The organism is Streptomyces sp. NPDC111516 (assembly GCF_055635345.1).
Genome location: NZ_JBVKBV010000004.1, coordinates 366,447 through 392,531, shown reverse-complemented (window position 1 = coordinate 392,531; position 26,085 = coordinate 366,447). Strand labels below are relative to the sequence as shown.

The 26,085-nt window shown below is 70.2% G+C and carries 23 protein-coding genes; 8 read left to right on the top strand and 15 right to left on the bottom strand.

Annotation, left to right across the window (positions count from 1 at the left end; genetic code table 11):
- Positions 1 to 94: 94 nt before the first annotated feature.
- Genes ACZ7L9_RS12080 through ACZ7L9_RS12065 form a run of 4 tightly spaced genes read right to left on the bottom strand, consistent with a single transcriptional unit; the run spans position 95 to position 3,769 of the window.
- The gene (locus ACZ7L9_RS12080; protein ID WP_471414602.1) at positions 95 to 1,288 is read right to left on the bottom strand and encodes an ABC transporter permease; all 1,194 of its coding nucleotides are present in this window, start codon (positions 1,286 to 1,288) and stop codon (positions 95 to 97) included.
- Positions 1,285 to 2,004, bottom strand: a complete 720-nt coding sequence (locus ACZ7L9_RS12075) for an ABC transporter ATP-binding protein (RefSeq protein ID WP_471414601.1) — start codon at positions 2,002 to 2,004, stop codon at positions 1,285 to 1,287. Before ACZ7L9_RS12075 ends, ACZ7L9_RS12080 begins: the two co-directional genes overlap by 4 nt.
- On the bottom strand, positions 2,001 to 3,056 hold the full coding sequence (locus tag ACZ7L9_RS12070; RefSeq protein WP_471414693.1) for a peptidoglycan-binding protein: 1,056 nt from the start codon (positions 3,054 to 3,056) through the stop codon (positions 2,001 to 2,003). The genes ACZ7L9_RS12075 and ACZ7L9_RS12070 overlap by 4 nt, the downstream gene beginning before the upstream one ends.
- Positions 3,057 to 3,076: 20 nt before the next feature.
- Positions 3,077 to 3,769: a hypothetical protein gene (locus ACZ7L9_RS12065; RefSeq protein ID WP_471414600.1), complete on the bottom strand. Its 693-nt coding sequence runs from the start codon at positions 3,767 to 3,769 to the stop codon at positions 3,077 to 3,079.
- Between the two features lie 96 nt (positions 3,770 to 3,865).
- Here ACZ7L9_RS12065 and ACZ7L9_RS12060 point away from each other — a divergent pair, with 96 nt between their 5' ends.
- From ACZ7L9_RS12060 to ACZ7L9_RS12050, 3 genes are read left to right on the top strand one after another with little or no spacing between them, the layout of a single operon-like run.
- Entirely contained in the window at positions 3,866 to 4,558 is a 693-nt protein-coding gene (locus ACZ7L9_RS12060; RefSeq protein WP_471414598.1) for a response regulator transcription factor, read from the top strand.
- Positions 4,555 to 6,066 (top strand): ATP-binding protein, encoded by a 1,512-nt coding sequence (locus ACZ7L9_RS12055; protein ID WP_471414596.1) that lies wholly within the window; start codon positions 4,555 to 4,557, stop codon positions 6,064 to 6,066. The genes ACZ7L9_RS12060 and ACZ7L9_RS12055 overlap by 4 nt, the downstream gene beginning before the upstream one ends.
- Positions 6,063 to 6,560, top strand: a complete 498-nt coding sequence (locus ACZ7L9_RS12050) for a GerMN domain-containing protein (protein WP_471414595.1) — start codon at positions 6,063 to 6,065, stop codon at positions 6,558 to 6,560. The genes ACZ7L9_RS12055 and ACZ7L9_RS12050 overlap by 4 nt, the downstream gene beginning before the upstream one ends.
- Positions 6,561 to 6,777: 217 nt before the next feature.
- Here ACZ7L9_RS12050 and ACZ7L9_RS12045 read toward each other — a convergent pair whose 3' ends face one another.
- A complete protein-coding gene (locus ACZ7L9_RS12045; protein WP_471414593.1) occupies positions 6,778 to 7,731 on the bottom strand; it encodes a LysR family transcriptional regulator in 954 nt (317 codons plus the stop codon).
- A gap of 62 nt (positions 7,732 to 7,793) precedes the next feature.
- On the opposite strand from ACZ7L9_RS12045, the gene ACZ7L9_RS12040 reads away from it, so the two are divergent.
- The 3 genes from ACZ7L9_RS12040 (at position 7,794) to ACZ7L9_RS12030 (ending at position 11,017) form a co-directional block, all read left to right on the top strand.
- Positions 7,794 to 9,122, top strand: coding sequence for an MFS transporter (locus tag ACZ7L9_RS12040; RefSeq protein WP_471414592.1), 1,329 nt, complete (start codon positions 7,794 to 7,796; stop codon positions 9,120 to 9,122).
- A gap of 85 nt (positions 9,123 to 9,207) precedes the next feature.
- Positions 9,208 to 9,924: a L,D-transpeptidase family protein gene (locus ACZ7L9_RS12035; RefSeq protein ID WP_471414590.1), complete on the top strand. Its 717-nt coding sequence runs from the start codon at positions 9,208 to 9,210 to the stop codon at positions 9,922 to 9,924.
- Positions 9,925 to 10,027: 103 nt separating this feature from the next.
- Positions 10,028 to 11,017, top strand: coding sequence for a sigma-70 family RNA polymerase sigma factor (locus ACZ7L9_RS12030; RefSeq protein ID WP_471414588.1), 990 nt, complete (start codon positions 10,028 to 10,030; stop codon positions 11,015 to 11,017).
- A gap of 149 nt (positions 11,018 to 11,166) precedes the next feature.
- Here the strand turns inward: ACZ7L9_RS12030 and ACZ7L9_RS12025 are convergent, their stop codons facing one another.
- Positions 11,167 to 11,526 (bottom strand): STAS domain-containing protein, encoded by a 360-nt coding sequence (locus ACZ7L9_RS12025; RefSeq protein WP_471414587.1) that lies wholly within the window; start codon positions 11,524 to 11,526, stop codon positions 11,167 to 11,169.
- Between the two features lie 350 nt (positions 11,527 to 11,876).
- Here ACZ7L9_RS12025 and ACZ7L9_RS12020 point away from each other — a divergent pair, with 350 nt between their 5' ends.
- A complete protein-coding gene (locus ACZ7L9_RS12020; RefSeq protein ID WP_471414586.1) occupies positions 11,877 to 15,218 on the top strand; it encodes a S8 family serine peptidase in 3,342 nt (1,113 codons plus the stop codon).
- A gap of 93 nt (positions 15,219 to 15,311) precedes the next feature.
- Here the strand turns inward: ACZ7L9_RS12020 and ACZ7L9_RS12015 are convergent, their stop codons facing one another.
- From ACZ7L9_RS12015 to ACZ7L9_RS11975, 9 genes are all read right to left on the bottom strand, one after another.
- Positions 15,312 to 15,902, bottom strand: coding sequence for a Uma2 family endonuclease (locus tag ACZ7L9_RS12015; protein ID WP_471414584.1), 591 nt, complete (start codon positions 15,900 to 15,902; stop codon positions 15,312 to 15,314).
- 97 nt (positions 15,903 to 15,999) lie between these two features.
- On the bottom strand, positions 16,000 to 17,277 hold the full coding sequence (locus ACZ7L9_RS12010) for a thymidine phosphorylase (RefSeq protein WP_471414582.1): 1,278 nt from the start codon (positions 17,275 to 17,277) through the stop codon (positions 16,000 to 16,002).
- Between the two features lie 133 nt (positions 17,278 to 17,410).
- Complete coding sequence (locus tag ACZ7L9_RS12005) at positions 17,411 to 17,809, bottom strand: cytidine deaminase (protein ID WP_471414580.1); 399 nt, start codon at positions 17,807 to 17,809, stop codon at positions 17,411 to 17,413.
- Complete coding sequence (locus tag ACZ7L9_RS12000) at positions 17,806 to 19,071, bottom strand: ABC transporter permease (protein ID WP_471414579.1); 1,266 nt, start codon at positions 19,069 to 19,071, stop codon at positions 17,806 to 17,808. The genes ACZ7L9_RS12005 and ACZ7L9_RS12000 overlap by 4 nt, the downstream gene beginning before the upstream one ends.
- On the bottom strand, positions 19,068 to 20,186 hold the full coding sequence (locus ACZ7L9_RS11995) for an ABC transporter permease (protein ID WP_471414577.1): 1,119 nt from the start codon (positions 20,184 to 20,186) through the stop codon (positions 19,068 to 19,070). The genes ACZ7L9_RS12000 and ACZ7L9_RS11995 overlap by 4 nt, the downstream gene beginning before the upstream one ends.
- Positions 20,186 to 21,769: an ABC transporter ATP-binding protein gene (locus ACZ7L9_RS11990; RefSeq protein ID WP_471414692.1), complete on the bottom strand. Its 1,584-nt coding sequence runs from the start codon at positions 21,767 to 21,769 to the stop codon at positions 20,186 to 20,188. The genes ACZ7L9_RS11995 and ACZ7L9_RS11990 overlap by 1 nt, the downstream gene beginning before the upstream one ends.
- A 250-nt stretch (positions 21,770 to 22,019) precedes the next feature.
- A complete protein-coding gene (locus tag ACZ7L9_RS11985) occupies positions 22,020 to 23,069 on the bottom strand; it encodes a BMP family lipoprotein (RefSeq protein ID WP_471414575.1) in 1,050 nt (349 codons plus the stop codon).
- 138 nt (positions 23,070 to 23,207) lie between these two features.
- Positions 23,208 to 24,446 carry an amidohydrolase gene (locus tag ACZ7L9_RS11980; RefSeq protein WP_471414574.1) on the bottom strand — a complete coding sequence of 413 codons (1,239 nt, stop codon included), beginning with the start codon at positions 24,444 to 24,446 and terminating at the stop codon, positions 23,208 to 23,210.
- Positions 24,447 to 24,586: 140 nt separating this feature from the next.
- Entirely contained in the window at positions 24,587 to 25,249 is a 663-nt protein-coding gene (locus tag ACZ7L9_RS11975) for a hypothetical protein (RefSeq protein WP_471414573.1), read from the bottom strand.
- A 363-nt stretch (positions 25,250 to 25,612) separates the two neighbouring features.
- On the opposite strand from ACZ7L9_RS11975, the gene ACZ7L9_RS11970 reads away from it, so the two are divergent.
- Positions 25,613 to 25,966, top strand: coding sequence for a beta/gamma crystallin domain-containing protein (locus ACZ7L9_RS11970; RefSeq protein ID WP_471414572.1), 354 nt, complete (start codon positions 25,613 to 25,615; stop codon positions 25,964 to 25,966).
- Positions 25,967 to 26,085 lie beyond the last annotated feature (119 nt).

Below are 26,085 nucleotides of genomic sequence, written 5' to 3'. Positions count from 1 at the left end.
GCACGGTGACGCCCGGGCACGAGGGCGGATTCCAGGGGTCACTGCGGAACCGAGGGCGGACCCGGAGCGGAACGGGGTCGCCCCGCCCGCCGCCTCACGTCGCGTTCAGAGCCACCGTCGGGTGGAGACGGGAGGCGCGGATCGCCGGATAGAGGCCGGCGACCACGCCGATCAGGAGGGTGGCGGCCAGGCCGCCCGCCAGGGACCAGGGCGGGATCACTGCCGTCCACCCCTGGACCTGCGCGAAGCCGTACGTCGCCGCCGCGCCCAGCAGCGCGCCCGTCGCCCCGCCCAGCGCCGACAGCAGCAGCGACTCGGTCAGGAACTGGAGCCGGATCGCGTTGCGGGTCGCGCCCAGCGAGCGGCGCAGGCCGATCTCCTGGCGGCGCTCCAGGACGGAGATGACCATGGTGTTGGCGACGCCCACACCGCCGACCAGGAGGGCCACCGCGCCCAGGCCGAGCATCAGGGTCGTCAGGCCCTCGTCGGTGGCCGCCTTGGCGGCCAGCGCATCCGAGGGGCGGGAGACCCTGACGGCCGCCTCGTTGCCGGGGCTGATGGTTCGGGCCAGGATCGTCCGTACGTCCTCCACCGAGGCGTCCGTGGAGCGCTCGAAGATGGTGGTGGGGTGGCCGTCGAAGCCGAAGTAGCGCTCGGCGGCGGGGAATCCGACCATGGCCACCCGGTCCAGGGTGGGGACCAGCTCGATCGGTTCGAGGATGCCGACGACGACCACGCGCGTGTCGTTCATCATGATCGTCTCGCCGGTGCGGGTGATGCCGAGGCGTTCCGCCGCCACCGCGCCGAGGACCGTCACCGGGAGGCGTTCCGCGGCCGGATTCAGCCAGGCGCCCTTGTCGACCTCGCCGCCGAGCGTGGACAGCAGGTCGATACGGGCGGCCTGGGTGGTGACACCGGCGGTGCGCTCCTCGGGGACCACGTCGCTGCGGCGGATGCGGGCGTCGACGTCGGCGGTGGCCGTGGCATGCTGCACCGGGCCGACGCGCTCGACCATCGCGACCGCGTTCTTGGGGAGCTTGACCGGCTTCCCCATGGGATCCTCGCTCGCCTCGGCGGTGAGGAGGTTGGTGCCGAGGCGATCGAGCTGAGCCATCAGGTCCGCGCGGCTCGACTCGGACAGACCGACGACCGCGACCATGGTCGCGATACCGATGGCGATGCCGAGCGCCGAAAGCACCACGCGCGCGCGGCGCGCACGCAGGCCGACCGCACCGACGCGGAGGATGTCGCGGGGGGAGAGACGGGAGGGCTTGAGGTCGTTCTTCATGAACCGACCTCTTCCGTGCGGGAGGCGGAGCGCGTGCCGGACCGTGCGTCCGAGACGATCTCGCCGTCCTTGAAACGGACCCGGCGCGGCAGCGAGTCCGCGATCTCGTTGTCGTGGGTGATCACACAGATGGTGGTGCCGGACGCGTTCAACTCGTGCAGCAGCTCCATGACGATCTCGCCGGACGCGGTGTCCAGCGCCCCGGTCGGTTCGTCCGCCAGCAGCAGCCGGGGCTCTCCCACCAGGGCGCGGGCGATGGCCACGCGCTGCTTCTCGCCACCGGACAGCTCGTTCGGCGTGTGCGAGCAGCGGTGGTCCAGTCGCACCTTGGCGAGCGCTTCCCGCGCACGCGCACGCCGTTCCTTCAGCGGTACGCCCGCGTACAGCAGCCCGTCGGCGACGTTGTCCACCGCATCGCGCCCCGCCGCCAGGTGGAAGTGCTGGAACACGAAGCCGATGTGGCGGGCGCGCAGTGCAGAGAGCCGGGAGTCGGAGAGCTCGGACACGTCGTACCCGGCGACCCGAAGGGTGCCCGTGGTGGGCTTGTCGAGGGTGCCCATGACGTTGAGCATCGTGGACTTGCCGGAGCCGGACGGGCCGACGACGGCGAGCAGTTCGCCCGCTTCGACAGTGAGGTTCACTCCGCGCAAGGCGTGGACGCCGCCGGGGTACGACTTGGTGGCGTCTCGCAGTTCGATCACCGGGGCCGACGTCATGACTTCGCCACTCCGACCTTCATGCCCTCGCGCAGGTCCGGGCCCGATACCTCGATCTGCCCGTCGGCGGTCATGCCGGTCTCCACCCGCACCATCCTTGAGGTGGCGCCCTGGACTACTTGGAGGCCGTAGCCGCCGTTCTCGCCGCGCAGGGCGACGACCGCCTCGACGGGGACCGCGAGGACCCCCTTGCGCGCCTCGCTGACGAACTTCACGCTCGCCGACGCCTTGACGTCCTCGCCGGACGCGGCGCTCGCCCCGCCGTCCAGAACGACTTCGACGGTGATGCCGTCCTGGGCGCCGGCTCCGACCCCGGATGCGGGCGCCTCGGGGCGCACCGTCCCGGCGACCTTGCCGGCCACGGTCTTCCCGCTCGGCAGCGTGACCTCGACCTTGGTGTTCTTGGAGACGAGCGCGCCGTCGGTCTGGTCCAGTTCCGCCCGTACGACGGGCTTGGTGGAGGCGATCGTCAGGACCGGGGTGTCCGGCCCGACCTGATCGGCGAGCGCCGCGTCGGCTGCGACCACCTTGACCTGGCCGGGCTGGAACACGACATCGCCCCTGCCGACCCTGCCGGTGGTGTCGCGATTCAGGGACTTCTGCCACAGCTTGACGGCGGCCTCGGTGTCCTCGTCGTACCGCGTGTCGATGTACAGCTTCGACCCGTACCCGAGGTCGCGCAGATTGCGCTCCAGTTGGAGTACGTCGCTGCCGCGGTCGCCCACCTTCATCTCGCGGAACATCGGCACCGGCCCGTAGAGGAGGATGACGGGCTTGTCGTTCAGCTCGTACAGTGCCTGCCCCATGGTCAGCGTCCTCCCCTCGGAAGCGGCCACCGTGACGGTGCCCTCGACGGGGGACTTGACGGCGCGGCGCTGCGCGAAGTCGAGCTTGCCGTCCACCGTCTTGGACTGCACGAGGTCGGTGCGTACGACGGTCACGGTGGCGGGCGGCAGGTCGCCGCCCCGCCCGGAGGCGCCCGCGTCGCCGCCGTCGCCGAGGAACAGGGCGCCCCCGGTGACGGCGGCGGCGAGGGTCGCCGCGCCGAGCATGAGGAAGGCGGTGCGGTGCTTCACTGCATGCCGTCCAGACCGTCGAGCAGCTTCGTCTTGCACGCCTCGCGAGCCTGCTTGTACGACGGTGAATCCAGGTCGATGGACGGGGACCCCGGGTTCGGGTCACCACCGGGGACCGCGTTGCCGCCGCTCATGGTCGGGTTGGTGAACCTGGAGACGCCGTTGTCCCGCATGCACTTGGCGTGCGCGAGCATCGACTCGTAGGACTTCTGCTGGTCACGCTTGGGCTCGACCGCCATGACGGCCTGCATCTCGGGCAGGCAGACGTTGTTCTTGCCGGCCTTGATGCCGGCGTTGCGGCCGGGCTGGGAGCCGATCTCGCTGATTTTCGTCCAGTCGAGGTATCCGCTGAGTTTGGGGTCGGGGTATTCCTTGTAGCCGCCCTTGGCACGCATGCACTGGACGAACTGCATCTGTGCGTCGTAGAAGGCGCTCTTGCCCGCGGACCGGGTGTTCGGCTCGCTCTCGCCCTTCGCGGCGCTCGCAGTCGGCGCGTCCGGTACGTCGGCGATCGCGTCGTTCTTCTTCGCCCCGCCGGCGCTGTCGTCACCGCCGTCGCAGGCGACGGAGAAGGCGAGTACGGGCAGGGCCACGAGGGTGACCATGCGCAGCCCGGCGGTGGCACGGGGTTTCGTCCTGAGGAAGCTCATGCGCTTCACGTTCGCCGCCGCGGATGATGGCCCGTCCATGGCGACATGATGGGAACGTAACAATGCCCCCGACCTGCGCGTCCACCCACGTACGGGGCGGGCGGAAACGGTCCCGGCATGCTCATAATCGGTCCCATGCCGCATGTGCTTCTGATCGAGGACGACGCGTCCGTACGGGACGGAATGGAGCTCGTGCTGCGCCGTCACGGGTACGGCGTGGACACCGCCGCCACCGGCGAGCAGGCCCTCGCCCTGCTGGCCGGGGAGCGGGGCGCGCGGGTCGAACTGGCCGTACTGGACCTGATGCTGCCCGGCATGGACGGCTTCGAGGTGTGCCGCCGCATCCGCGCCAGGACCACTGCCATGCCGGTCATCATGCTGACCGCGCGCGGCGACGACTCGGACATCGTGACCGGCCTGGAGGCGGGCGCCGACGACTACGTCGTCAAGCCGGTCACCGCCCCCGTGCTGGAGGCCCGCATCCGGGCCGCCCTGCGCCGTGCGGAGCCGTCCGCACGGCGCGGTTCGGACGCCGATCTCGCCGGGCTGGTGATCGACCGCGCCGGACTGACCGTCACCAAGAACGGCACACCGGTCCCGCTGCCGCCCACCGAACTGCGGCTGCTGCTGGAGCTGTCGGCCGCCCCCGGCCGGGTCCTCAGCCGTGAGCAGCTCCTCGAATCCGTCTGGGACCACACCTTCCTGGGCGACTCCCGGCTCGTGGACGCGGCGGTCGGCCGGCTGCGGGCCAAGATCGAGGACATACCGGCCAAGCCGCGGTACGTACAAACGGTGCGCGGCTTCGGCTACCGCTTCGGGCCGCTGTGAGCCGTACGAACCGGAGCAGGCACGGCGCCGCCTCGAAGACGCGCTCCCGGCGGCTCGTCGGCGGGCTGCGCACCCGGCTCGTCGTCACCTTCGTCGCCGTCGCCCTCATCAGCGCGGTGACCGCGACCGCCCTCGCCTACCGGGACGCCCGCACCGCCGTCCTCCAGCGCACCCAGAACACCGCCGTGAACGGCCTCCGGGAGCGGGCCACCGCGGTCGCCGCCGACTTCGACGTGCCGCCCGACCAGCACTCGCTGTCCCGGTTCGCGGCGAAGATCTCGGACGGCATCGGCGCCCGCCCCGTGGTCGCCCGCTACCAGGACCTCGTCGCGGTCTCCGACTCGCTCGCCGACACGGAGGGCCGGATCACCACCGAGCTGCGCGCCGCCGTGCGCGCCGGGGACGAGGCCCGGTTCCAGCGGGTGGTGTGGCGGGGTGAGCCCTATCTGGTCGTCGGCATGCCCGTGCGGTATGCCGACGGGGACCACCGCACCTCCGGCCTGGAGGTCTTCGCGATCAGCGATCTGCGGGCCGAGCGCGACGACACCGCCGCCCTGCTGGCCTCCGTACGGGCGGGCACCGTGCCGGTGGTGCTGCTGGCCGCCGTCCTGGCGCTGCTGGCCGCGGGGACGGTCCTTCGTCCGGTACGGAAGCTGGGCCGGGCCACCCACGAGCTCGCGGCCGGAGACCTCGGCAGCCGGGTCGCCGTCACCGGACACGACGAACTCGCCGACCTGGCAAGGACGTTCAACGAGACCGCCGACGCACTCCAGGCTTCCGACGCGGAACTGCGCGAGCAGGAGGCGAAGGCACGCCGCTTCGTGGCGGACGTGTCGCACGAACTGCGCACGCCCCTCGCGGCGATGACGATGGTGGCGACCGTCCTGGAGGAGGACGCCGACCAGTTGCCGCCGGACGCGGCGCGGGCGGCCCGTACCGTCGGCGCGGAGACGGCGCGGCTGTCCCGGCTGGTCGAGGACCTGATGGAGATCTCCCGCTTCGACGCCAAGGCGGTCCGGCTGCACGCGGCCGAGACGGACCTCGCCGACACCGTACGGTCGTCGCTGGCGCTGCGCGGCTGGACGGACCGGGTGCAGACGCACCTCCACGAGGGTGTACGGGCGGTGGTCGACCGGCGCCGCATCGACGTGATCGTCGCGAACCTGGTGGGCAACGCGCTGCGGCACGGAGCCCCGCCGGTCACCGTGACACTCGGGACGGCCCGCACGGCGGACGGGGAGTGGGTGACGCTGGAGGTCGCCGACCACGGTCCCGGGCTGCCGCCGGGGGCCCGGGAGCAGGTCTTCGACCGGTTCTACAAGGCGGATGCGGCCCGCACGCGCGGCGCGGTCGACAGCGGACAGGGCAGCGGCCTCGGCACGGCGATCGCGCTGGAGAACGCACGGCTGCACGGCGGCACGATCGACGTGGCCGACGTGGCCGAGCAGCGCGGCGCGGTGTTCACGCTGCGGCTGCCCCTGCGACGTACGGGAGAAGGCACGGAGTGAAGGTTCGGCAGGCGGGCGTGGTCGCCGCGCTGGGGATCGCCCTCATGGGCTGCGGCGTCCAGCCGACCGGAGTGATCGGCGCGGGCGAGCCCGCGTCCGGGCCGACGCGCGGAATGCGGCTGTACTTCGCGTCCGACAGCGGACTGCGCGGGGTGCCCCTGCTCGACAAGGAGATCGAGAACCTCGACGCGGTGATGAAGCTGCTCCTCGACAAGGGGCCGTCACTCGCCGCGCAGCGCGACGGGCTCACCTCCCTCGTCCACCTCGACGGCTTCTCGGTGACCGGGACGGGCACCCGCGTCACACTGCGCCTCGACGGCCCCTATACGGGGACGGGGCGCGACCAGGGCACTGGGCAGCTGGTGTGCACGCTGGCGCGCGCCCAGTCCGTACTCGACCCGAAGGTCAGGACCGACGACGTCGAGGTCACCCTGCGGCCGTCCGGAAGCCCTGTGCTGGGCCCCTATCGGTGTGCGGAGTTCCTCAACGGGTGAGGCGGGCGCCGAGCATGTGCGCGGCGGCACGTGCACCTGTTCCGGCTCCCCCGGCCGGACACGTGTGAGTGACGGTCCCGATGGCGGAGCTGTCCCACAGCGGTTCCGGCCCTCGCCCATCTCGTCGTCCGCGACGGACGCCCGCGGCCGGCTCCCGCCGATCCGCCCGGCGGTCCTGCCCGTCCCGATCCCGTGGTTCCGGAGCCCCGACCCCGGCTCAGTCCGGCAGCAAATGCCCCCGCCTCGACAGCAGGAAGCGCTTGAAGGCGGCCACCGGCGGCGTGTCCGGATGGCCGTCCAGCCAGGCGACGCCGATCTCGCGTGCCGCCCTCGGGGCCGTCACGGTGAGTTCGACGACGCCGGGGCGAGCCACCGCGGGCGGCGGCAGCAGGGCCACGCCGAGACCGGCCGCGACCAGGCCGCGCAGGGTCTCCGCCTCCTCGCCCTCGAAGGCGACACGTGGGGTGAATCCCGCCTCCGCGCACAGGTCGTCGGTGATCCGCCGCAGGCCGTACCCGGGCTCGAGGGTGACGAACTTCTCGTCGGCGGCCTCCGCCAGGCGGATGCGGCGGCGCGAGGCGAGCCGGTGGTCCTCGGGGACGACGAGGCGCAGTCGCTGTTCGTCGAGGCGGCGGGCCACGAGGTCGGGGGCGTCCGGGACGGGTGAGGTGAGGCAGAGGTCGAGGCCGCCGGCCCGGAGGCGTTCGATCATCGCCTCGCCGTAGTTCTGCACAAGTTGGAAGCGGACCCGGGGGTGGTCGGCGCGGAAGGCGCGGATCAGGGCGGGCACGGTCTCGGAGCCCATGGTGTGCAGGAAGCCGAAGGCGACCTTGCCGGTGGCCGGGTCGGCGTCGGCCCGTACCGAGTCGGCGGCCTTCTCGACCTCGGCGAGGGCCCGCTCGGCGGAGCCCAGGAAGGTGCGGCCCGCGGGCGTGAGGGAGACGGTACGGCCCTTGCGGGCGAACAGGGCGACTCCCAGGTCCTGTTCGAGCCTGACCATCGACCGCGAGAGCGTCGACTGCGGAACGCCGAGCTCGTGCGCGGCTCGGGTGACGTGCTCGTGGCGGGCCACCGCCTCGAAGTGGGCCAGTCGTGGCGCGAGGACGGCGCGAATGTCTTCTTCGTAACTACTGGGTGACAGCCGCGGCTGTGACCTGTGTTCATGCACCATGGGATTGATTATCGCCACTTCGTGCATTGGACGCATGAAGCCGCGAGGCCTACTTTCGAACCATGCCTCCTGCCAGTACCGGGGCGTCCACCCTCACCGTGGCCGCCTCGCCCCAGCCGTCCCCCGTCGCCGCCGCTGCCACTGCCACCACCACCAGCACCGCCGCCCCGGACCGTCTCGAACCCGGCCGCCCCGGCTACCGCCGGATGAGCTTCGCGCTCTTCGCCGCCGGTGTCGCGACGTTCGCACTCCTCTACTCCACCCAGGCCCTGCTGCCCGCCGTCTCCGCCTCCCTCGGCGCCACGGCCGGACAGGCCAGCTGGACGGTCTCCGCCGCGACGGGCGCGCTGGCACTGTGTGTGCTGCCGATGAGTGCGCTGTCCGAGCGGTTCGGGCGGCGGCAGATGATGACCGCGTCGCTGACGGTCGCCGTACTGGTCGGGCTGCTCGTGCCGTTCGCACCCTCGCTGGGCTGGCTGATCGCGCTGCGCGCCGTGCAGGGCGCGGCGCTGGCCGGACTCCCCGCGTCCGCGATGGCGTATCTGGCCGAGGAGGTACGGCCGAAGGCGCTGGTCGCCGCGATCGGACTGTTCGTGGCGGGTAACAGCATCGGCGGGATGAGCGGCCGCATCCTCACCGGCTGGATCGCCCAGCTGTGGGGGTGGCGGGCGGCGCTCGGTGCGGTCGGGCTGCTGGCCGTGGCCTGCGCGGTCGTCTTCCACTTCATGATCCCCAGGGCCCGGCACTTCACCCCGGGGTCGCTGAACCCGAAGGCCCTCGCGAAGACGGTGGGTGGGCACCTCGCCGACCCGCTGCTGCGCCGGCTGTACGCGATCGGCGCGCTGTTCATGACGGTGTTCGGCGCGGTCTACACGGTGATCGGCTACCGCCTGGTGGAGGCACCGTTCAACCTCCCGCAGGGCGTCGTCGGCTCGATCTTCCTGGTCTATCTCGTCGGTACGGTCTCCTCCGCCGCGGCCGGCAAGCTGGTCGCCCGCCTCGGCCGACGGGGCGCGCTGTACCTGGCCGTCTCCACGACGGCCGCCGGTCTGCTGCTCTCGCTCGCCGACCAGCTGGCCGCCGTACTCCTCGGCCTCGTCCTGATCACGGCTGGATTCTTCGCCGGGCACGCGGTCGCCTCCTCGTCCGTGAGCCGTACGGCGACGAAGGGCCGGGCCCAGGCATCGGCGCTGTACCAGTCCGCGTACTACCTGGGCTCCAGCGCGGGCGGCACGCTCGGCGCGGTCGCCTTCCACGCCGGGGGCTGGGCCGGGACCGTGTCGCTGGGGCTGCTCGCGGTCCTCGGCGTCGTCTCGGTCACGCTGTACGGCTCGCGGGCCGCGCGCGCCGAGCGGCGGCGGCTCGTACCGGTGACGGCCGTACCGAACTGAGACGTACGGCGCACAACCATCCACTCCCCGACGCGCGTCTAGCAGGCGGAATCACCTCACGGCGCGCGAAGGGGAGTTGGCGTACATGAGAATCGCAGGAAACATACGGGCGGTCAGGTCGCGGCGGGCGGTCGCGTTGTCCGTCGCCGGTCTGATGGCGGCGCCCGCCCTCGTCGTGGGCACCGGCGGATCCGCTCAGGCGGCGTCCTGCACGACGTCCACCGGGCCGTACCAGAAGCAGGTCGAGAAGTATCTCCACCGGCCGGTCGACGGCAGGCAGTCGGCCGCCGACTGCAAGGCGATCCGGTCGTTCCAGACCACCTACGGCGTCACGCCCACGATCGGTTACGCGGGTCCGGTCACCTGGCGCACCATGAAGACGCTCACGGCCCAGAAGGCGGCCGGCAAGAACCCCAACAAGGACAGGAAGTGCCCCACGAACAAGGGGCGCATCGCGTGTGTCGACCTGACCCGGCAGCTGAGCTGGATCCAGGACGGCAGCAAGCTGAAGTTCGGTCCCGTGCCTGTACGGACCGGGCGGAACGGGTACGAGACCCGCACCGGGGCGAAGAAGATCTACTGGCGGCACCTCAACCACGTCTCGTCGATCTACCACGTGTCGATGCCGTACTCCCAGTTCTTCGACGGCGGGCAGGCGCTCCACTCGGTGGGCCTGAAGATGTGGAACCCGCCGGGGTCGCACGGCTGCGTCAACATGCGGCCCGCCGACGCGAAGTCGTACTGGAATCTGCTGAAGAACGGCGACGACGTGTACGTGTACGGGCGCAAGCCCGGAACGTGACCGGAACGTGCGCGGCTTCAGCACTTCCCTCCCGTTGTCAGTGGCCTGCTGTAGCTTCCGAAGTGCTGGGTGAGCGGTGTCACAGCACAACAGGGGTGGAGCGATGAGTGATCTGAAGGCGACGGCGGACATCGACAGCCGTCTGGAGGGACACCGGGTCGAGCTGACCGGCTACTGCTACCGGATGCTCGGTTCGGCCTTCGAGGCGGAGGACGCGGTCCAGGACACGCTGGTGCGTGCCTGGCGCAACTTCGAGAAGTTCGAAGGGCGTTCCTCGCTGCGGTCCTGGTTGTACCGCATCGCCACCAACGTCTGTCTGGACATGCTGAACGCCGGCAAGAAGCGGGCCCGTCCGGTCGATCTGACGGGCCCGACGCCGCTCGCCCGGGCGGCGCTCAACCCGCTGCCGGAGAACACCTGGCTGGAGCCGATGCCGGACGGGCGGATCCTGCCCACGGTCGCGGACCCGGCGGAGGCCGCGGTGGCGCGGGAGTCGGTGCGGCTCGCGTTCGTCGCCGCGTTGCAGCATCTGCCGCCCAAGCAGCGGGCCGTGCTGATCCTGCGCGAGGTGCTGGCCTGGAAGGCGAGCGAGGTCGCCGAGCTGCTCGACACCTCGGTCGCCTCGGTCAACAGCGCCCTCCAGCGGGCGCGCGCGACCCTCTCGGAACACGAGGGCGAGGCCGTCGACACCGCGAATCCGCTCGACGAGGAGCAGCGCAAGCTGCTCGAGCGGTACGTAGCGGCCTTCGAGGGCTACGACATGGCGGCGCTGACCGCGCTCCTCCACGAGGACGCCGTGATGACGATGCCGCCGTTCGACCTCTGGCTCCAGGGGCACGACGACGTCACCGGCTTCATGCTCTCCATCGGCGCGGGCTGCGCGGGCTCCCGCCTGGTGGCGACGTCGGCGAACGGCACCCCGGCGTTCGCGCACTACAAGCCGAATCCGGACGGGCCCGGGTTCGTGCCGCAGGCGGTGCAGGTCATCGACATCTCGGAGGGCACCATCACCGGGATGCACTGCTTCCTGGACACACCCCGCTGGTTCCCGCTGTTCGGCCTGCCGGACCATCTCGACGACGACGCGGCGTGAGGCGGGGCTCACTAAACGGGCAAGGCGGCGGGCCGGGGGTGCTGGTGGCCGACGGGTGAGTCCTCCGCCACCGACGGGCCGGGGGCGCTGATGGCCGACGGGTGAGTCCTCCGCCACCGACGGGCCCGCGCCCGGGCCCCCGTGCCCGCTCACTCGTGGTTTCCCACGCCCACTTCCATCGCATCGGCCAGCCCCACCAGGTCGAGCAGGCTCCGCAGTTCGGGCGGCACATTGCGCAGCCGGAGCCGTCTGCCGCCCGCACGGCGTGCGACGAGCCCCAGACGCGCTATCGCCTCCACCAGGGCCAGGTCCGCGTGCACGACCCCGCCCACGTCGCAGTCCACCCCGGCGTCCGGGTCGCGAAGGGCCCCCTCGGGGTCGTACAGCAGCGACTCCAGCTCGGCGCAGAGCCCCGGCACCATGGCCCGCGTGACGCGGCCGGTGACGACGAGAACGATCGGGGTCATGGCTTCCACATCAGGGAGACCGGAGCGGCGGCCGAAACTCATCGTTGCCCGCCCCTGTGCGCATTCCCCTCTCCCGACCGGTGTCCCGGCACGGTGCCCGCCCCCGCGTCCGACCCCGTACCCTGCCCAGCAGCCGCGCCCGCGCCCCTCGCCCCTGGCCGGCAACCGGCCGACGGCTGACCGGCAACTCGCCTGGAGCCCGCCCCTCCGATCGGCTCCGGACCGATGAACTTCCGTCAACTCGCGGCATCTGTACGGTTGCTGTGAACCACACCGATCAATTCCCCCTCTAGGTACGTGAACCGGCCGGTACCGGCGTCCCATCCGGGCCGGCTGACCAGTGGCCCCTCAGCGGGCCGCCTGATTCTCCAGGGGGAGAGTTGCGCAAACACGTGAGAAACGCGTGTGTATCGACCATCGCCACGGCGGCCGCCGTGGCACTCGCGGCCGGACTGACCACCCCGGCCATGGCACAGCCCGACGACGCCCGGCCGACGGGCACCAAGTCGGTGGCCCAGCACCAGCTGACGCTCATCACCGGAGACCGTGTCTCGGTCGACGCCAAGGGCCGGGTCCTGGGCTTCCGGCCCGCCAAGGGGCGCGAACACATACCCGTGCAGCGTCAGATACGCGACGGGCACACCCTGCTCGTCCCGGCCGACGCACACCGGCTGATCAGCTCCGGCAAACTGGACCGTCGGCTGTTCGACGTCACCGAGCTGAACCGTGCGGAGAACCGCAGGGCCCAGAAGGCGGGCCTGAAGCTGATCGTCGCCTACCGGGGCGCCCGGGCCGCGGCCGCGAAGGCGGAGGTCCGTGACGCGGGCGCCACCCGGGTCGACCGGACCCTGAAGTCGCTGAACGCCGAGTCGGTGAGCACACCGGAGCGCGACGCCCAGGACATCTGGCAGGCGCTCACCAGCAAGCCCGCGCAGGGGGCCCAGCGCACCACGACCGCCGGTATCGACCGGGTCTGGCTGAACGGCGTACGCAAGGCGAGCCTCGACAAGAGCGTGCCGCAGATCGGTGCGCCGACCGCGTGGAAGGCCGGTTACACCGGAAAGGGCGTCAAGATCGCCGTCCTGGACACCGGTGTGGACGACACCCACCCGGACCTCAAGGGCCAGGTCCTGGAGGCGAAGAACTTCTCCGCCTCCTCCGACACCAAGGACCGGTTCGGCCACGGCACCCACGTGGCATCGATCGCCGCCGGTACGGGCGCCGAGTCGGGCGGGAAGTTCAAGGGCGTGGCCCCGGACGCCAAACTGATCGCGGGCAAGGTGCTCGACGACGACGGCTTCGGCGACGACGCCGGCATCCTGGCCGGCATGGAGTGGGCGTTCGCACAGGGCGCCGACGTCATCAACCTGAGCCTCGGTGGTACCGACACCCCCGAGATCGACCCGCTCGAAGCGGCGGTCAACAATCTCTCGGCCGACGAGGGCGTCCTGTTCGCCATCGCGGCGGGCAACGAGGGCGACGACGCCGGCACGGTCGGCTCCCCGGGCAGCGCGGACGCCGCGCTGACCGTCGGCGCGGTCGACGACAACGACAAGCTGGCCGACTTCTCCAGCCGCGGCCCGCGCATCGGCGACGGCGACGGCGCGATCAAGCCCGATGTCACCGCCCCCGGCGTGGACATCACAGCGGCGGCGGCACCCGGCTCCGTCATCGACCAGGAGGTCGGACAGAACCCGCCGGGCTACCTGACGATCTCCGGTACGTCGATGGCGACCCCACACGTCGCGGGCGCCGCGGCGCTCCTCAAGCAGCAGCACCCCGAGTGGAAGTATGCCGAGCTCAAGGGCGCGCTCACGGCCTCGACGAAGCCTGGCGCGTACACGCCGTTCGAGCAGGGCTCGGGCCGGATCGCCGTCGACCGGGCGATCGCCCAGACCGTCGTCGCCGACCCGGTATCGCTGAGCTTCGGTGTGCAGCAGTGGCCGCACACCGATGACACCCCGGTCAGCAAGAAGCTGACGTACCGCAACCTCGGTACGACCGACGTCACCCTCGACCTCGCGGTCACGGCCACCGGGCCGAAGGGCAAGCCCGCCCCGGCCGGCTTCTTCACCCTCGGCGCCGACAAGGTGACCGTCCCCGCGGGCGGCACCGCCGACGTACCGCTGACCGTGAACACCAGGCTCGGCGGCACGGCCGACGGCTCCTACTCCGCGTATGTCGTCGGGACCGGCGGCGGCCAGACCGTCCGCACCGCGGCCGCGGTCGAGCGCGAGATCGAGTCGTACGACCTCACGATCAAGACCATCGGACGTGACGGCAGGCCCGCCAAGTTCCACGAGTCCCAGCTCTACGGCCTCTCCGGCACGGCGAGCGGCGTGTGGATGTCCCCGACGGCCACCGACGGAACGGCAAAGGTCCGTGTTCCCAAGGGCGGTTACGTGCTGAACTCGGCCGTCTACGTCGACCCGGAGAACGGCGCCAAGGGCACCGACTGGCTCACCCAGCCGAAGCTGGACGTCACCAAGAACGTCACCGTGGCGCTCGACGCGCGCAAGACGAAGCCGGGGCAGTTCACCCTGCCGACCACTGGCGCGAAGGAGCAACTGGCTGGTGGCGATATCCAGTTGGACAGCAAGGACGGCGGCTACGGCTACGGTTGGGTCCTCAACTCGTTCCAGGGGTTCCGCACCGCGCACGTCGGCCCGAAGGTGACTGACGGCACGCTCTCCCAGCACTGGCTCGGCAGCTGGACCAAGGGTTCCTCGACCCGGTACGACATCGCGGTCGGCGGTCCGGTGACCCAGGCGGCGACCGGTTACAGCCGGAAGTTCACCACCGGCCAGATGGCCAAGGTCCAGACCTCTCTGGGCGCGTCCGTCAAGGGCAAGACCGGCGAGATCGCGGTATGGGGCTCGCTTCCCGGTTCGCTCGGCGGCTCGAGTTCCGGGTCCAGTCAGAAGCTCCCCGGGATCAACACCACCTATGTCTCCACCGCCGACAAGGTGAAGTGGGGCATCGACTTCAGCCAGGACGGCGGAGTCGACGAGGACGGCTTCCCGATCTCCGAGGCGCAGTACTCCCTCGGTGCCCCGCAGACCTTCAAGGCGGGCAGGACCTACACGAAGAAGATCAACACCGCGGTGTTCGGCCCCGCAGTCGGTTCCGACTACGGGATCATCCGCGACGGCAACGACATCGTCGGGGCGCTGCCGCTGGTGGCTGACGGAAGCGGCAACGCCGGCTACTCCATGTACAGTTCGGTCAAGACCGTCCTGTACCGCAACGGCGTCAAGCTCGCCGAGAACGCGGACCCGCTGGAGGGCTGGACCCCGATCGCCGTGCCGTCCGGTGCCGCCCGCTACAAGCTGACCACCTCGGTGCAGCGCAGCCCCAAGGTCTCGGCCGTCTCCACCCGGATCGACGCGAGCTGGACCTTCCGGTCCAAGAAGACCGCCGCCCCGACGATGCTGCCGGTCTCCACGGTCCGCTTCACGCCCAATGTGACGCTGGACGGCAGGGTGACGGCGGGTAGGACCGCTTCGGTGCCGGTGACGGTGCAGGGTGCGGCCGCCGGAAAGAACCTCAAGTCGCTGACGGTGTACGTCAGTTACGACGGCGGCAAGACCTGGAAGAAGTCCACGGTCAAGTCGGGCAAGATCTCCGTGAAGAACCCGGCCAAGGGCAAGTCCATCTCCTACAAGGCCGATGTCACGGACAAGAAGGGCAACAAGTCCTCCGTGTCGATCTACAACGCGTACTTCGGCAAGTAGGCACCCCGACCGCATGACGGCGGCCCGCCCGGACAGATCTCTCCGTCCCGGCGGGCCGCTCGCACACGCGCGGGACCGGCGCGGCGTTGCTTCTCAGCCGGCCGGAAAGACGCCGGTGTCCAGCACCAGCGCGAACGGCTCGGGAAGCGTCAGCTTCTCCCCGTACTCGACCGCGTCCAGAACCCGGTAGGTACCGTCGGCGGGTTCCCCGTACAAGGTGGCGGTGGGGCGGCCGGAGTGCCAGGGGTCGAGGAGCAGGAAGAGCTCGACACCGGCCTTCGCGTATCCGTGCGCCTTGCCGATGCGATCGTGGTTGGCGTTGGCCTGTGAGGTGATCTCGACGACGAGCCGGGCCTCTTCCGCCGGTACGCGGTTACCCGGCCCGGTCGCCACGGCACGCGGCACGACGACGAGATCGGGGATGTAGAGCCCGGCCCGGCCCGGCACGGAGACGCCGAGCGTCTGGTAGATCTCCCAGTCCTCCGGGATCACGGTGTAGAGCCTGCGCTGCAGCAGCGCCGCGGTGGTGTTGTGGTCCTTGGACGGCGGTGGCGACACGGTGACGATCCCCTCGATGATCTCCACCTTGCAGCCCTCGGGTGCGTCCGTCTCCTCCCAGATCCGGACGAGGTCGTCCCAGTCCTGGCCGTGGCCCGGCACGGGGTCGACGGTGAGTGCGCTCATGGCGGTCTCCTCTATCGGTGCGTCACCGAGTCCAGCATGCCGAACGGGACCGGCGGCAGTCCACCGGCCCCGTTCACCCGGACGAGTAAGCCGCAGGTCAGGCGATACGTTCCCGCACCACGGGGGTGGCCGTGAAGGCCGTGCCCTCCGGGGCGATGTCGTACGCGGAGGGCAGGGCCTTCAGCGCGTAGCCGAACTTCTCCGGGGTGTCGGTGTGCAGCGTCAGCAACGGCTGTCCGGCCGTGACCGTGTCACCCGGCTTGGCGTGCAGTTCGACGCCCGCACCCGCCTGCACCGGGTCCTCCTTGCGGGCCCGGCCCGCGCCGAGGCGCCAGGCGGCGACGCCGATGTCGTACGCGTCCAGGCGGGTCAGTACGCCGGTGGCCGGGGCCGTCACGACGTGCTGCTCGCGGGCGACCGGGAGCGGGGCGTCGGGGTCGCCGCCCTGGGCGGAGATCATCCGGCGCCAGACGTCCATCGCGGAGCCGTCGGCGAGGGCCTTCTCCGGGTCGGCGTCCCCCAGCCCGGCCGCGTCCAGCATCTCGCGGGCGAGGGCCAGGGTGAGGTCGACGACGTCCTTCGGGCCGCCGCCGGCCAGCACCTCGACCGACTCGCGCACCTCCAGGGCGTTGCCCGCGGTCAGGCCGAGCGGGGTGGCCATGTCGGTGAGCAGCGCGACCGTCCGCACCCCGCTGTCGGTGCCCAGCGCGACCATGGTGGAGGCCAGTTCACGGGCGTCCTCGATGGTCTTCATGAAGGCGCCCGAGCCGACCTTGACGTCCAGGACGAGTGCGCCGGTGCCCTCGGCGATCTTCTTGGACATGATCGAGCTGGCGATCAGCGGGATGGCCTCGACGGTTCCGGTGACATCGCGGAGCGCGTACAGCTTCTTGTCGGCGGGGGCGAGACCGTCACCGGCGGCGCAGATGACCGCGCCGGTGGTGTCCAGGACGCTGAGCATCTCCTCGTTCGAGAGGTGCGCGCGCCAGCCGGGGATGGACTCCAGCTTGTCGAGCGTGCCGCCGGTGTGGCCGAGGCCGCGCCCGCTGAGCTGCGGCACGGCGGCGCCGCACGCGGCGACCAGCGGGGCGAGCGGCAGGGTGATCTTGTCGCCGACGCCGCCGGTGGAGTGCTTGTCGGTGGTGGGCCGGGAGAGCGACGCGAAGTCCATGCGCTCCCCGGAGGCGATCATCGCGGCGGTCCAGCGGGCGATCTCGGTACGGTTCATGCCGTTCAGCAGGATCGCCATGGCCAGCGCGGACATCTGCTCGTCGGCGACCTCACCGCGGGTGTACGCGTCGATGACCCAGTCGATCTGCTCGGGGGTCAGCTCGCCTCGGTCCCGCTTGGTGCGGATGACGGAGATGGCGTCCATGTCCTGGAAGTCCTTCCGGCCGGTACGTGACGTACGCAAGAGTCCCGTATGACTCTACGCGCATAGAGAGTCGAGAGGGGGGTGGCCCTCCCGGCGGGCGGGAGGGCCACGGTGGTTCTGCGGCGGTTGCCGCCTACTTCAGATGGTCCGGTCCGAAGGCCTGCGGCAGCATCTCATCGAGCGTGCGCAGCCCGTCCGGCGTCTCCAGGACCAGCTCCGGCCCGCCGAACTCGTACAGCAGCTGCCTGCACCTGCCGCACGGCACCAGGATCTCGCCCGCCCCGTCCACGCAGGTGAAGTGGGTCAGCCGGCCGCCGCCGGTGGCGTGGAGCTGGGAGACCAGGCCGCACTCGGCGCACAGCCCGATGCCGTACGAGGCGTTCTCGACGTTGCAGCCGGACACCGTACGCCCGTCGTCGACGCGGGCCGCCGCGCCGACCGGGTAGTGCGAGTAGGGGACGTACGCACGCGTCATGGCGGACCGTGCGGCGCTCCGCAGCGCCGCCCAGTCGACCTCCGCGGTGGCCGTCACTTGCCCTGGCCCTTGCGGTAGACGAGGCCGTCCGCCTTCGGCATGCGCAGCCGTTGCGCGGAGAGCGCCAGCACGAGCAGCGTCGTGACGTACGGGGCCGCGTCGACGAACTGGCTCGGGACCTGGTCCGTCAGCGCGTACCAGGTGAAGAGCAGTACGGAGACGGCTGCCGAAATCACCGCGGCCACGTACTTCTTCCGGTACAGCTTCCACAGCACCACGACGACCAGCAGGATCGCCAGCAGCAGAAGCATCGCGTGCACGTTCTCGGCGCCGCCGCGCAGCTTGAGGCTGTCGGTGAAGCCGAAGAGGCCCGCGCCCAGCGCCATACCACCCGGCATCCAGTTGCCGAAGATCATCGCAGCGAGACCGATGTAACCGCGGCCGCCGGTCTGGCCCTCCTGGTAGATACCGGTGGAGACGATCGCGAGGAAGGCGCCGGCGAGTCCGGCCATGCCTCCGGACACCACGACGGCGATGTACTTGTACTTGTACACGTTGACGCCGAGCGACTCGGCGGCAACCGGGCTCTCGCCGCAGGAGCGCAGCCGCAGACCGAACGAGGTGCGCCACAGCACCCACCAGGTGCCGGGGATCAGCAGCAGTGCGACCACGGTCAGCCAGGACAGGTTGGTGATCAGGCCACCGACGACTCCGGCGATGTCGGAGACGAGGAACCAGTGTTTCTGCTGGAGATCGATCAGCCAGTCCGACAGGCCCGGAATGGTGATCCGGTCGATCGCCTCGATACGTGGGGACTGCTTGGAGGAACCTCCCTCGACACCGTCGAAGGCGAAGTTGGAGAGGTAGCGGGTGAGCCCGGCGGCGAGGATGTTGATGGCCACACCGGAGACGATGTGGTTCACCCCGAAGGTGACGGTGATGATCGCGTGCAGCAGGCCACCGAGGGCGCCGCCGAGGATGCCGAACAGGACACCCACCCACGGGCCCCACTGGAACCCTGCCCAGGCGCCGAACCAGGTACCCAGGATCATCATGCCTTCGAGGCCGATGTTGACGACACCCGCGCGCTCCGCCCACAGACCGCCGAGCCCGGCCAGACCGATCGGGACGGCCAGTTCGAGGGCGCCGGCGACCTGGCCCACGGAGGTCACGTCGTTGGCGCCGCTGATCAGGCGGACCAGCGAGACCAGGGCGAGCCCGCCCGCGACGATCAGCATGACGACGGGCAGGGTGAGCTTGCGGCGACCGCCGCCCTTCTTGGGGGCGACGCTTGCGGCGGCGACTTTGCTGGCGCTCACAGTGCGGCCTCCTTCTCGGTCGTGAGGGCATGACCGGCGGCGAGTTCCTCGCCGACCTTCTGCTGCTGGCGGCGGGTGCCGTAACGGCGGACGAGTTCGTAACTGACGACGACCGAGATCACGATCAGGCCCTGCATGATCGTGGCGATCTCCTTCTCGTACCCGAACTGGTCGAGAGAGGCGGACGTCTTGTCCAGGAAGGCGATCAGCAGGGCGCTGAACGCGATGCCTATCGGGTTGTTCCGGCCGAGCAGGGCGATGGTAATGCCGGTGAAGCCGATTCCGGTCGGGAAGTCGAGGCTGTACGTGTGCGTGTCACCGAGGAGCGTCGGCATGCCGGCGAGGCCGGCGACGGCTCCGGATATCAGCATGGAGGTGAGCACCATCTTCTTGGCGTCCACTCCGGACGCCTGCGCGGCGCTCTCGCTCTCTCCCGTGGCCCGCAGGTCGAAGCCGAAGCGGGTGCGGTTCAGGACGAACCAGTAGACGACACCGCAGGCGGCCGCGACGAAGGTGAACCCGTAGATCTCCCCCGCCTCGGCGCCCATGGACAGACCGGGGAACCAGCCGGACTCCGGGATGTCGCCCGTGGTCAGGTTGTTCGAGCCGGCGGGCTGCTCACCGAAGTTCTTCGGCAGGATCAGCCAGGCGATCAGTGCGGTCGCGATGGAGTTGAGCATGATCGTCGAGACGACCTCGCTCACCCCGCGGGTGGTCTTGAGGAAGCCTGCGATGCCCGCCCAGAAGGCGCCGACCAGCATCGCGACGATCACGATGAGCGCTATCTGCAGCGGCCCCGGCAGATGGACGCTCGCGCCGACCAGCGCGGCCATCATCGCGGCGAGCCGGTACTGGCCGTCGACACCGATGTTGAAGAGGTTCATGCGGAAGCCGATGGCGACCGCGAGGGCGGCGAGGTAGTAGGTACCGGCCTGGTTGATGATCAGCACCTGTACGTCGGCGTACGTCGCCGAGTCGAACATCAGGCTGTACGGCTCGAACGGGTTCTTGCCCGAGGCGAGCAGCACCACGGTGGTGAGCGCGAAGGCGACGACCAGGGCGAGAACGGGGCCGGCGAAGCCCAGGATCAGCCGGTCCTTGTCGAATTTCTTCATCAGGCCTCGTCCTCCGGTGCTGCCTCGAGATGACCGGTGGCGGCGCCGGTCATGGCCGAGCCCAGTTCCTCCGGGGTGATGGTGCCGGGGTCGGCATCGGCGACCAGCCGGCCGCGGTACATGACGCGCAGGGTGTCGGAGAGCCCGATCAGCTCGTCCAGGTCCGCCGAGATGAGCAGGACGGCGAGACCCTCGCGGCGCGCCTCCCGGATCTGGTCCCAGATCTGCGCCTGTGCACCGACATCCACTCCGCGGGTGGGGTGCGCGGCGATCAGCAGTTTCGGAGCGTGGCTCATCTCCCGGCCGACGATCAGCTTCTGCTGGTTGCCACCGGAGAGGGAGGCCGCGGTGACCTCGATGCCCGGGGTGCGGACGTCGTACTCGCGCACGATCCGTTCGGTGTCGGCTCGGGCCGCCTTGATGTCCAGCAGCAGGCCCCGGCTGTTGGGCTTCTCCGTGACGTGGCCGAGGATCCGGTTCTCCCAGAGCGAGGCCTCCAGCAGCACGCCGTGCCTGTGCCGGTCCTCGGGGATGTAACCGATACCGCTCTCGCGTCGCTTGCGCGTGGGGGCGTGCGAGATGTCGTCGCCGTCGAGGATGATCGCCCCGCTGTCGGGGGCCCGCATGCCGACCAGCGCCTCGATCAACTCGGTCTGGCCGTTGCCCTCGACACCGGCGATGCCCAGCACCTCACCCTTGTGGATGGTGAAGTCGATGCCGGCCAGCACGTCACGTATCGCGCCGTCCGGGTCGGTGACGCCGAGCGCGAGACCCTCGACACGGAGCATCGGAACGTCCGTCACCGTGGATTCCCGGGTCTCCGGCGAGGGCAGTTCGCTGCCGACCATCAGCTCGGCAAGCTGCTTGGTGGTGGTGTTCGCCGGGTCGGCGGTGCCGACCGTCGTGCCGCGGCGGATCACCGTGATGTCGTCGGCGACCGACAGCACCTCGCCCAGCTTGTGCGAGATGAAGATGACGGTCAGGCCCTCTGCCTTGAGCTCACGCAGGTTGTCGAAGAGCGCGTCGACCTCCTGCGGAACGAGCACGGCTGTCGGCTCGTCCAGGATCAGAATGCGGGCGCCCCGGTAGAGGACCTTGAGGATCTCCACGCGCTGCCGGTCGGCGACGCCGAGGTCCTCGACGAGCGCGTCGGGCCGGACCCCCAGACCGTACGCGTCCGAGATCTCCATGATCTTCTTGCGTGCGGCGGAGCCGATGCCATGCAGTTTCTCGCCGCCGAGAACCACGTTCTCCAGGACGGTGAAGTTGTCGGCGAGCATGAAGTGCTGGTGCACCATGCCGATGCCGCGCCCGATGGCGTCGGCCGGGCTGCCGAACGCCACCTCGGCCCCGTCGACCGTGATGGTGCCCTCGTCCGGCTTCTGCATGCCGTAGAGGATCTTCATCAAGGTGGACTTGCCGGCGCCGTTCTCACCGACGAGGGCATGAACAGTGCCCTTACGGATAGTGATGTCGATGTCGTGGTTGGCGACGACGCCTGGGAAACGCTTGGTGATGCCGTGCAGTTCTACGGCGGGGGGGCTGGTGGACGCGTTGATGACGCACTCTCCTTGGCCGGACAGGAGCGGGGCAAAGGGGCAGGGGCGGGGTGAAGCTATCGCGCCGGAGGGCCGTCTACACGCGTAGCGCTGTCGAATCGTAAGGCAGCACACATCATCGCGAAAGACTTGGTCCTGGGCCTGTGCGGCTGTTGCCGGGAGGGGCACCGGGACGCTGTGACGGGCGGTACTTCTTCGATGAACACCCCGTGAGCCCGGAGCGGCAGGACTGCGCGCTCCGGGCCCGGGGAAACCAGCCGTACGGCAGTTGCTGTTACGGGGTGGTCTTGACCTTGACCGTGCCGTCGACGATGGCCTTCTTCGCCTTGTCGACAGCGGCGGTGGCCTCGGTCATCTTGGTGAAGGCCGGGTTGGAGCCGGCCAGGCCGACACCGTCCTTGTCCAGGCCGAAGCGGATCTCACCGGTCTGCGGCTTGCCGTCCTTGACCGACTTGATCAGGTCGAAGACGGAACCCGGGACGTCCTTGGTGACCGAGGTCAGGATCTGCGCCTTGTAGGCCGCCAGGCCCTTCTGGTTGTACTGGTCGGAGTCGACGCCGATGGCCCACTTGCCCGCCTTGGCCGTGGCCTCGATCGAGCCCGAGCCGGCGTTACCGGCCGCGGAGTAGATGACATCGGCCTTCTTGTCGAGCTGCCCCTGAGCGGCGGCCTTGCCGAGGTCGGGCTTGGAGAAGCCGTCGAAGTTCGGCGGCTGGGTCAGGTACTGCGACAGGACCTTCACCGACGGGTCGGTGTCCTTGACGCCCTGCTCGAAGCCCGCCTGGAACTTCTTGATCAGCGGGGTCTCCACGCCGCCTATGAAGCCGACCGTCTTCGTCTTGGTGACCTTGGCGGCCGCGACGCCGGCGAGGTACGAGCCCTGCTCCTCGTTGAAGACCAGGTTGGCGATGTTCTTGCCGGTCACCGAGGCGTCGTCGATGATGCCGAAGGTGGTCTTCGGGAACTTCGGCGCGACCTTCTTGATGGCGGGCGCGTACGCGAATCCGACGCCGATCACCGGGTTGTTGCCGGCGCGGGCCAGCGTGGTCAGCCGCTGCACCTTGTCGGCGTCCGACTCACCGTCGGACGGTTCGGCCTCGGTGCCCTTGAAGCCGAGTTCCTTCTCGGCCTTGACCAGTCCGGCGTAGGCGGCGTCGTTGAACGACTGGTCGCCACGGCCGCCGACGTCGTACGCGAGGGCGGTCTTGGATTCCTTGGAGTCGGAACCAGCATCCGACGAGGACTTACCGCCGCAGGCGGTGGCACTGAGCGCAAGCGCCGCGGACGCAAGGCCCACGGTGGCAATCCGGGTGATCCGGCGCAAGGGAAGGCTCCTTCAAACCTGACCGAAGCGCCTCTTCCGGCGCTGGTTTCGCGGCGATCGTAACGCGCGTAGATGTCAGATAAAGCCCTGTACGGAAGCCGTTATCGGATCGTCGCGAACCAGGGGTTACCTGTCTGGTTACAGATGGTTGCCGTCCAGCAACGCGGAGGCGGTGAAGAGCTCCACCGCCACCGTGATCGCCTCCTCGTCGGCGTCGAAATCGCCACGATGCAGGTCAAGCCGGGCAGTGTCGCCGGGCGTGCGGACCCCGAGCCGGGCCATGGCTCCCGGGACGTGTTCCAGGTACCAGGAGAAGTCCTCGCCACCGAGGCTCTGCTCGGTGTCCTCGATCGCAGACGAACCGCGGCGTGCGGTCATCGCCTTCGCGAGCAGATCGATCACGGTGGCGTCGTTCACGACGGGCGGGACGCCCCGGACGTAGTTGATCACCGTCTTGGCCCCGTGCATCCCGGCCACCTCGTCGATCGCCGCGTGCACCAGGTCCGGCGCCTCCCGCCAGGCCGCCAGGTCCAGGCAGCGCACGGTGCCGGAGAGTTCGGCGTGCTGCGGGATCACGTTGCAGGCGTGCCCGGCCTCCAGCCGGCCCCAGGTGACGGCGAGCCCGGCCCGTGCGTCGACCCGGCGGGCCAGCAGCGCGGGCACCTCGGTGGCGACCTTGGCGGCGGCGGTGACGAGGTCGGTGGTCAGATGCGGCCGGGCGGTGTGCCCGCCGGGGCCGTCGAGACCGACCTCCAGCCGGTCGCAGGCCGAGGTGATCGCCCCGGTCCGCAGCCCGATCCGCCCCACGTCCACCTTCGGGTCGCAGTGCACCCCGATGATCCGCCCGACACCTTCCAGCGCCCCGGACGCGATCGTGTCGGGCGCCCCGCCGGGCAGCACCTCCTCGGCCGGCTGGAAGATCAGCCGCACCGGCCGCGGCAGCATCCCCTGCCGGTCGAGCTCGGCGAGCACGAGTCCGGCGCCGAGGACCGCGGTGGTGTGGATGTCGTGCCCGCAGGCATGCGCCCGGTCGGGGACCGTGGAGCGGTACGGGACGCCGGCCTTGGTGTCCGGGATGGGCAGGGCGTCGATGTCCGCGCGCAGGGCGAGCACAGGCCGCGGGTCGCCGTCCCTCCCGCCCACGTCACAGACGAGCCCGGTCCCCGTGTCCAGCACCCAAGGCTCCAGCCCCGCCCTCTCCAGCCGGGCCTTGATGGCCGCGGTGGTACGGAACTCCTGGTTGCCCAGCTCGGGGTGCATGTGCAAGTCACGCCGGAAGGCGATCAGTTCGGCACGCAAGGCCTCGGGCAGGGTGCCGGACAGCGCCTCGCCCCCGGGCAGCTGGGCATCGGAATCACGGGACGTCAACTGGTTCACCTGGTGAAGGGTAAGGCCCTTCCCCCTTCAACTGACCATGAAACAAGAAAAGTTCAGCCACATAGACGAATAAATGACTGCGTCGCGGCGTGTGAGGTGGTGGCAGGGTGGGTAAACTCACCCATTTTCCCCCACCGCGCCTACCGCCCCGTGGCGGAGGGCACCCGCCGCCCGGAACCACGCTCCGCGGCTCCCCGTCCCGGCGTCCTGCGGCGCACCGTCTCCAGCGCCACCCCGATGCACAGGGCCCCGACCGCCAGCAGGTCCAGGCTCACGGCCATCAGTACGGTCCCGGCCAGCACCAGCACCGGAACCCACGGCCGGACCACGTCCCGGCGGTGGACCGCTAGCAGGGTGACGAGGGCCAGCAGCCCGACCCAGAACAGCAGGGGCACGACGGTGTAGACGAGCGGCATCACCCCGGGGACGTCCTGCACCCGCTCGAACAGGTCGCTCATGGCCTGCTTGTCCGCAGCGGTGAACCCGACCGCGAGGTCGATCACCGCCTGCACCGCCACCGCCGCCGCCCCGACCAGACCGGTCCAGGCAGCGCCCCGGACGGCGACCCTTCCGCCGCCCCGCGCCACTGCCAACTGCTCCAGCCCCCGGAACACCGCCGCGAACACGACCACCCCGGCCAGGAACAGCAGATGCGCCACCGTCCACCACACGCCGGGCCCGTAGTCACCGACCGCCCGCCCGACCAGTCGCACCACGCCGTACCCGGCCATCAGGGCGGGCCCGACGAGGTATGCCGTCGTCGACCGCTCTGCCCACTCTTCCGTCAACTCCCGTATATCCATGCCCAGATGCTCGCCCCTACCCGCCCCTGCCCGCTATCGGGGATGGCCCCCGACGAACCCTGAAGGTCCGGTGGCCTCCGGGTCAGGGGCGGGACACCGGCAAGCCGCCCGCACGTGAGAGCCACGATCGGGTGATGCTCCGGCCCGGCGTTTCGTGTTCGGAGTGTTGCGGCCGGACGAGGGACGAAGATCGTTACCTTGGGCTCCCGGTTCTTCCGGCTGTGTTCCTGACAGGCGCAGCCGTGATGGGCCGGCCCGGTGTGCAGTCGTCCGTTTGCCGGCTCGACGAAGCACCGTTCCGTCATGACGCGACGTCGCTGGCAGGGCCGGGCCGTGCGCCGGCCTTCGCATGAAGGAGAGTCTGTGATCTCGAAAAGCAAGAGGGCCGTCCGTTCCATGGCCGTGGCGCTCGCCGCAGCCGCGGCGTTCACCGTCACCGTGCCGAGCGGCAACGCCTTCGCCATCGACCACGTCCAATGCGTCGGCGGCGAGAACTTCTTGAAGATCTGGTCGCACCTCGACGGCCGTGAAAGCGTCGACTGCTACGCGAACGCCGGAAAGACCGACTTCGGCGGGTGGTGGGTCGACCGGATCTCCACGGGCAACAACGACCTGATCTACTACGACGCCAACGGTGACTCGGTGAAGATCGAGCGCTGGCACGACATCACTTTCCCGAACCGCGCGCCGAAGGTCGTCGCCATCCAGATCCTGTGACACGTCGACATCCGGTTGCCCCGGGAATGGCCGGCCCGTCACGCCCTTGCAGGTGTGACGGGCATCGGCATGTGCCACAGGCCGGCCAAGGCGGTCCTTGGAGGAGCTCACAAAATGGG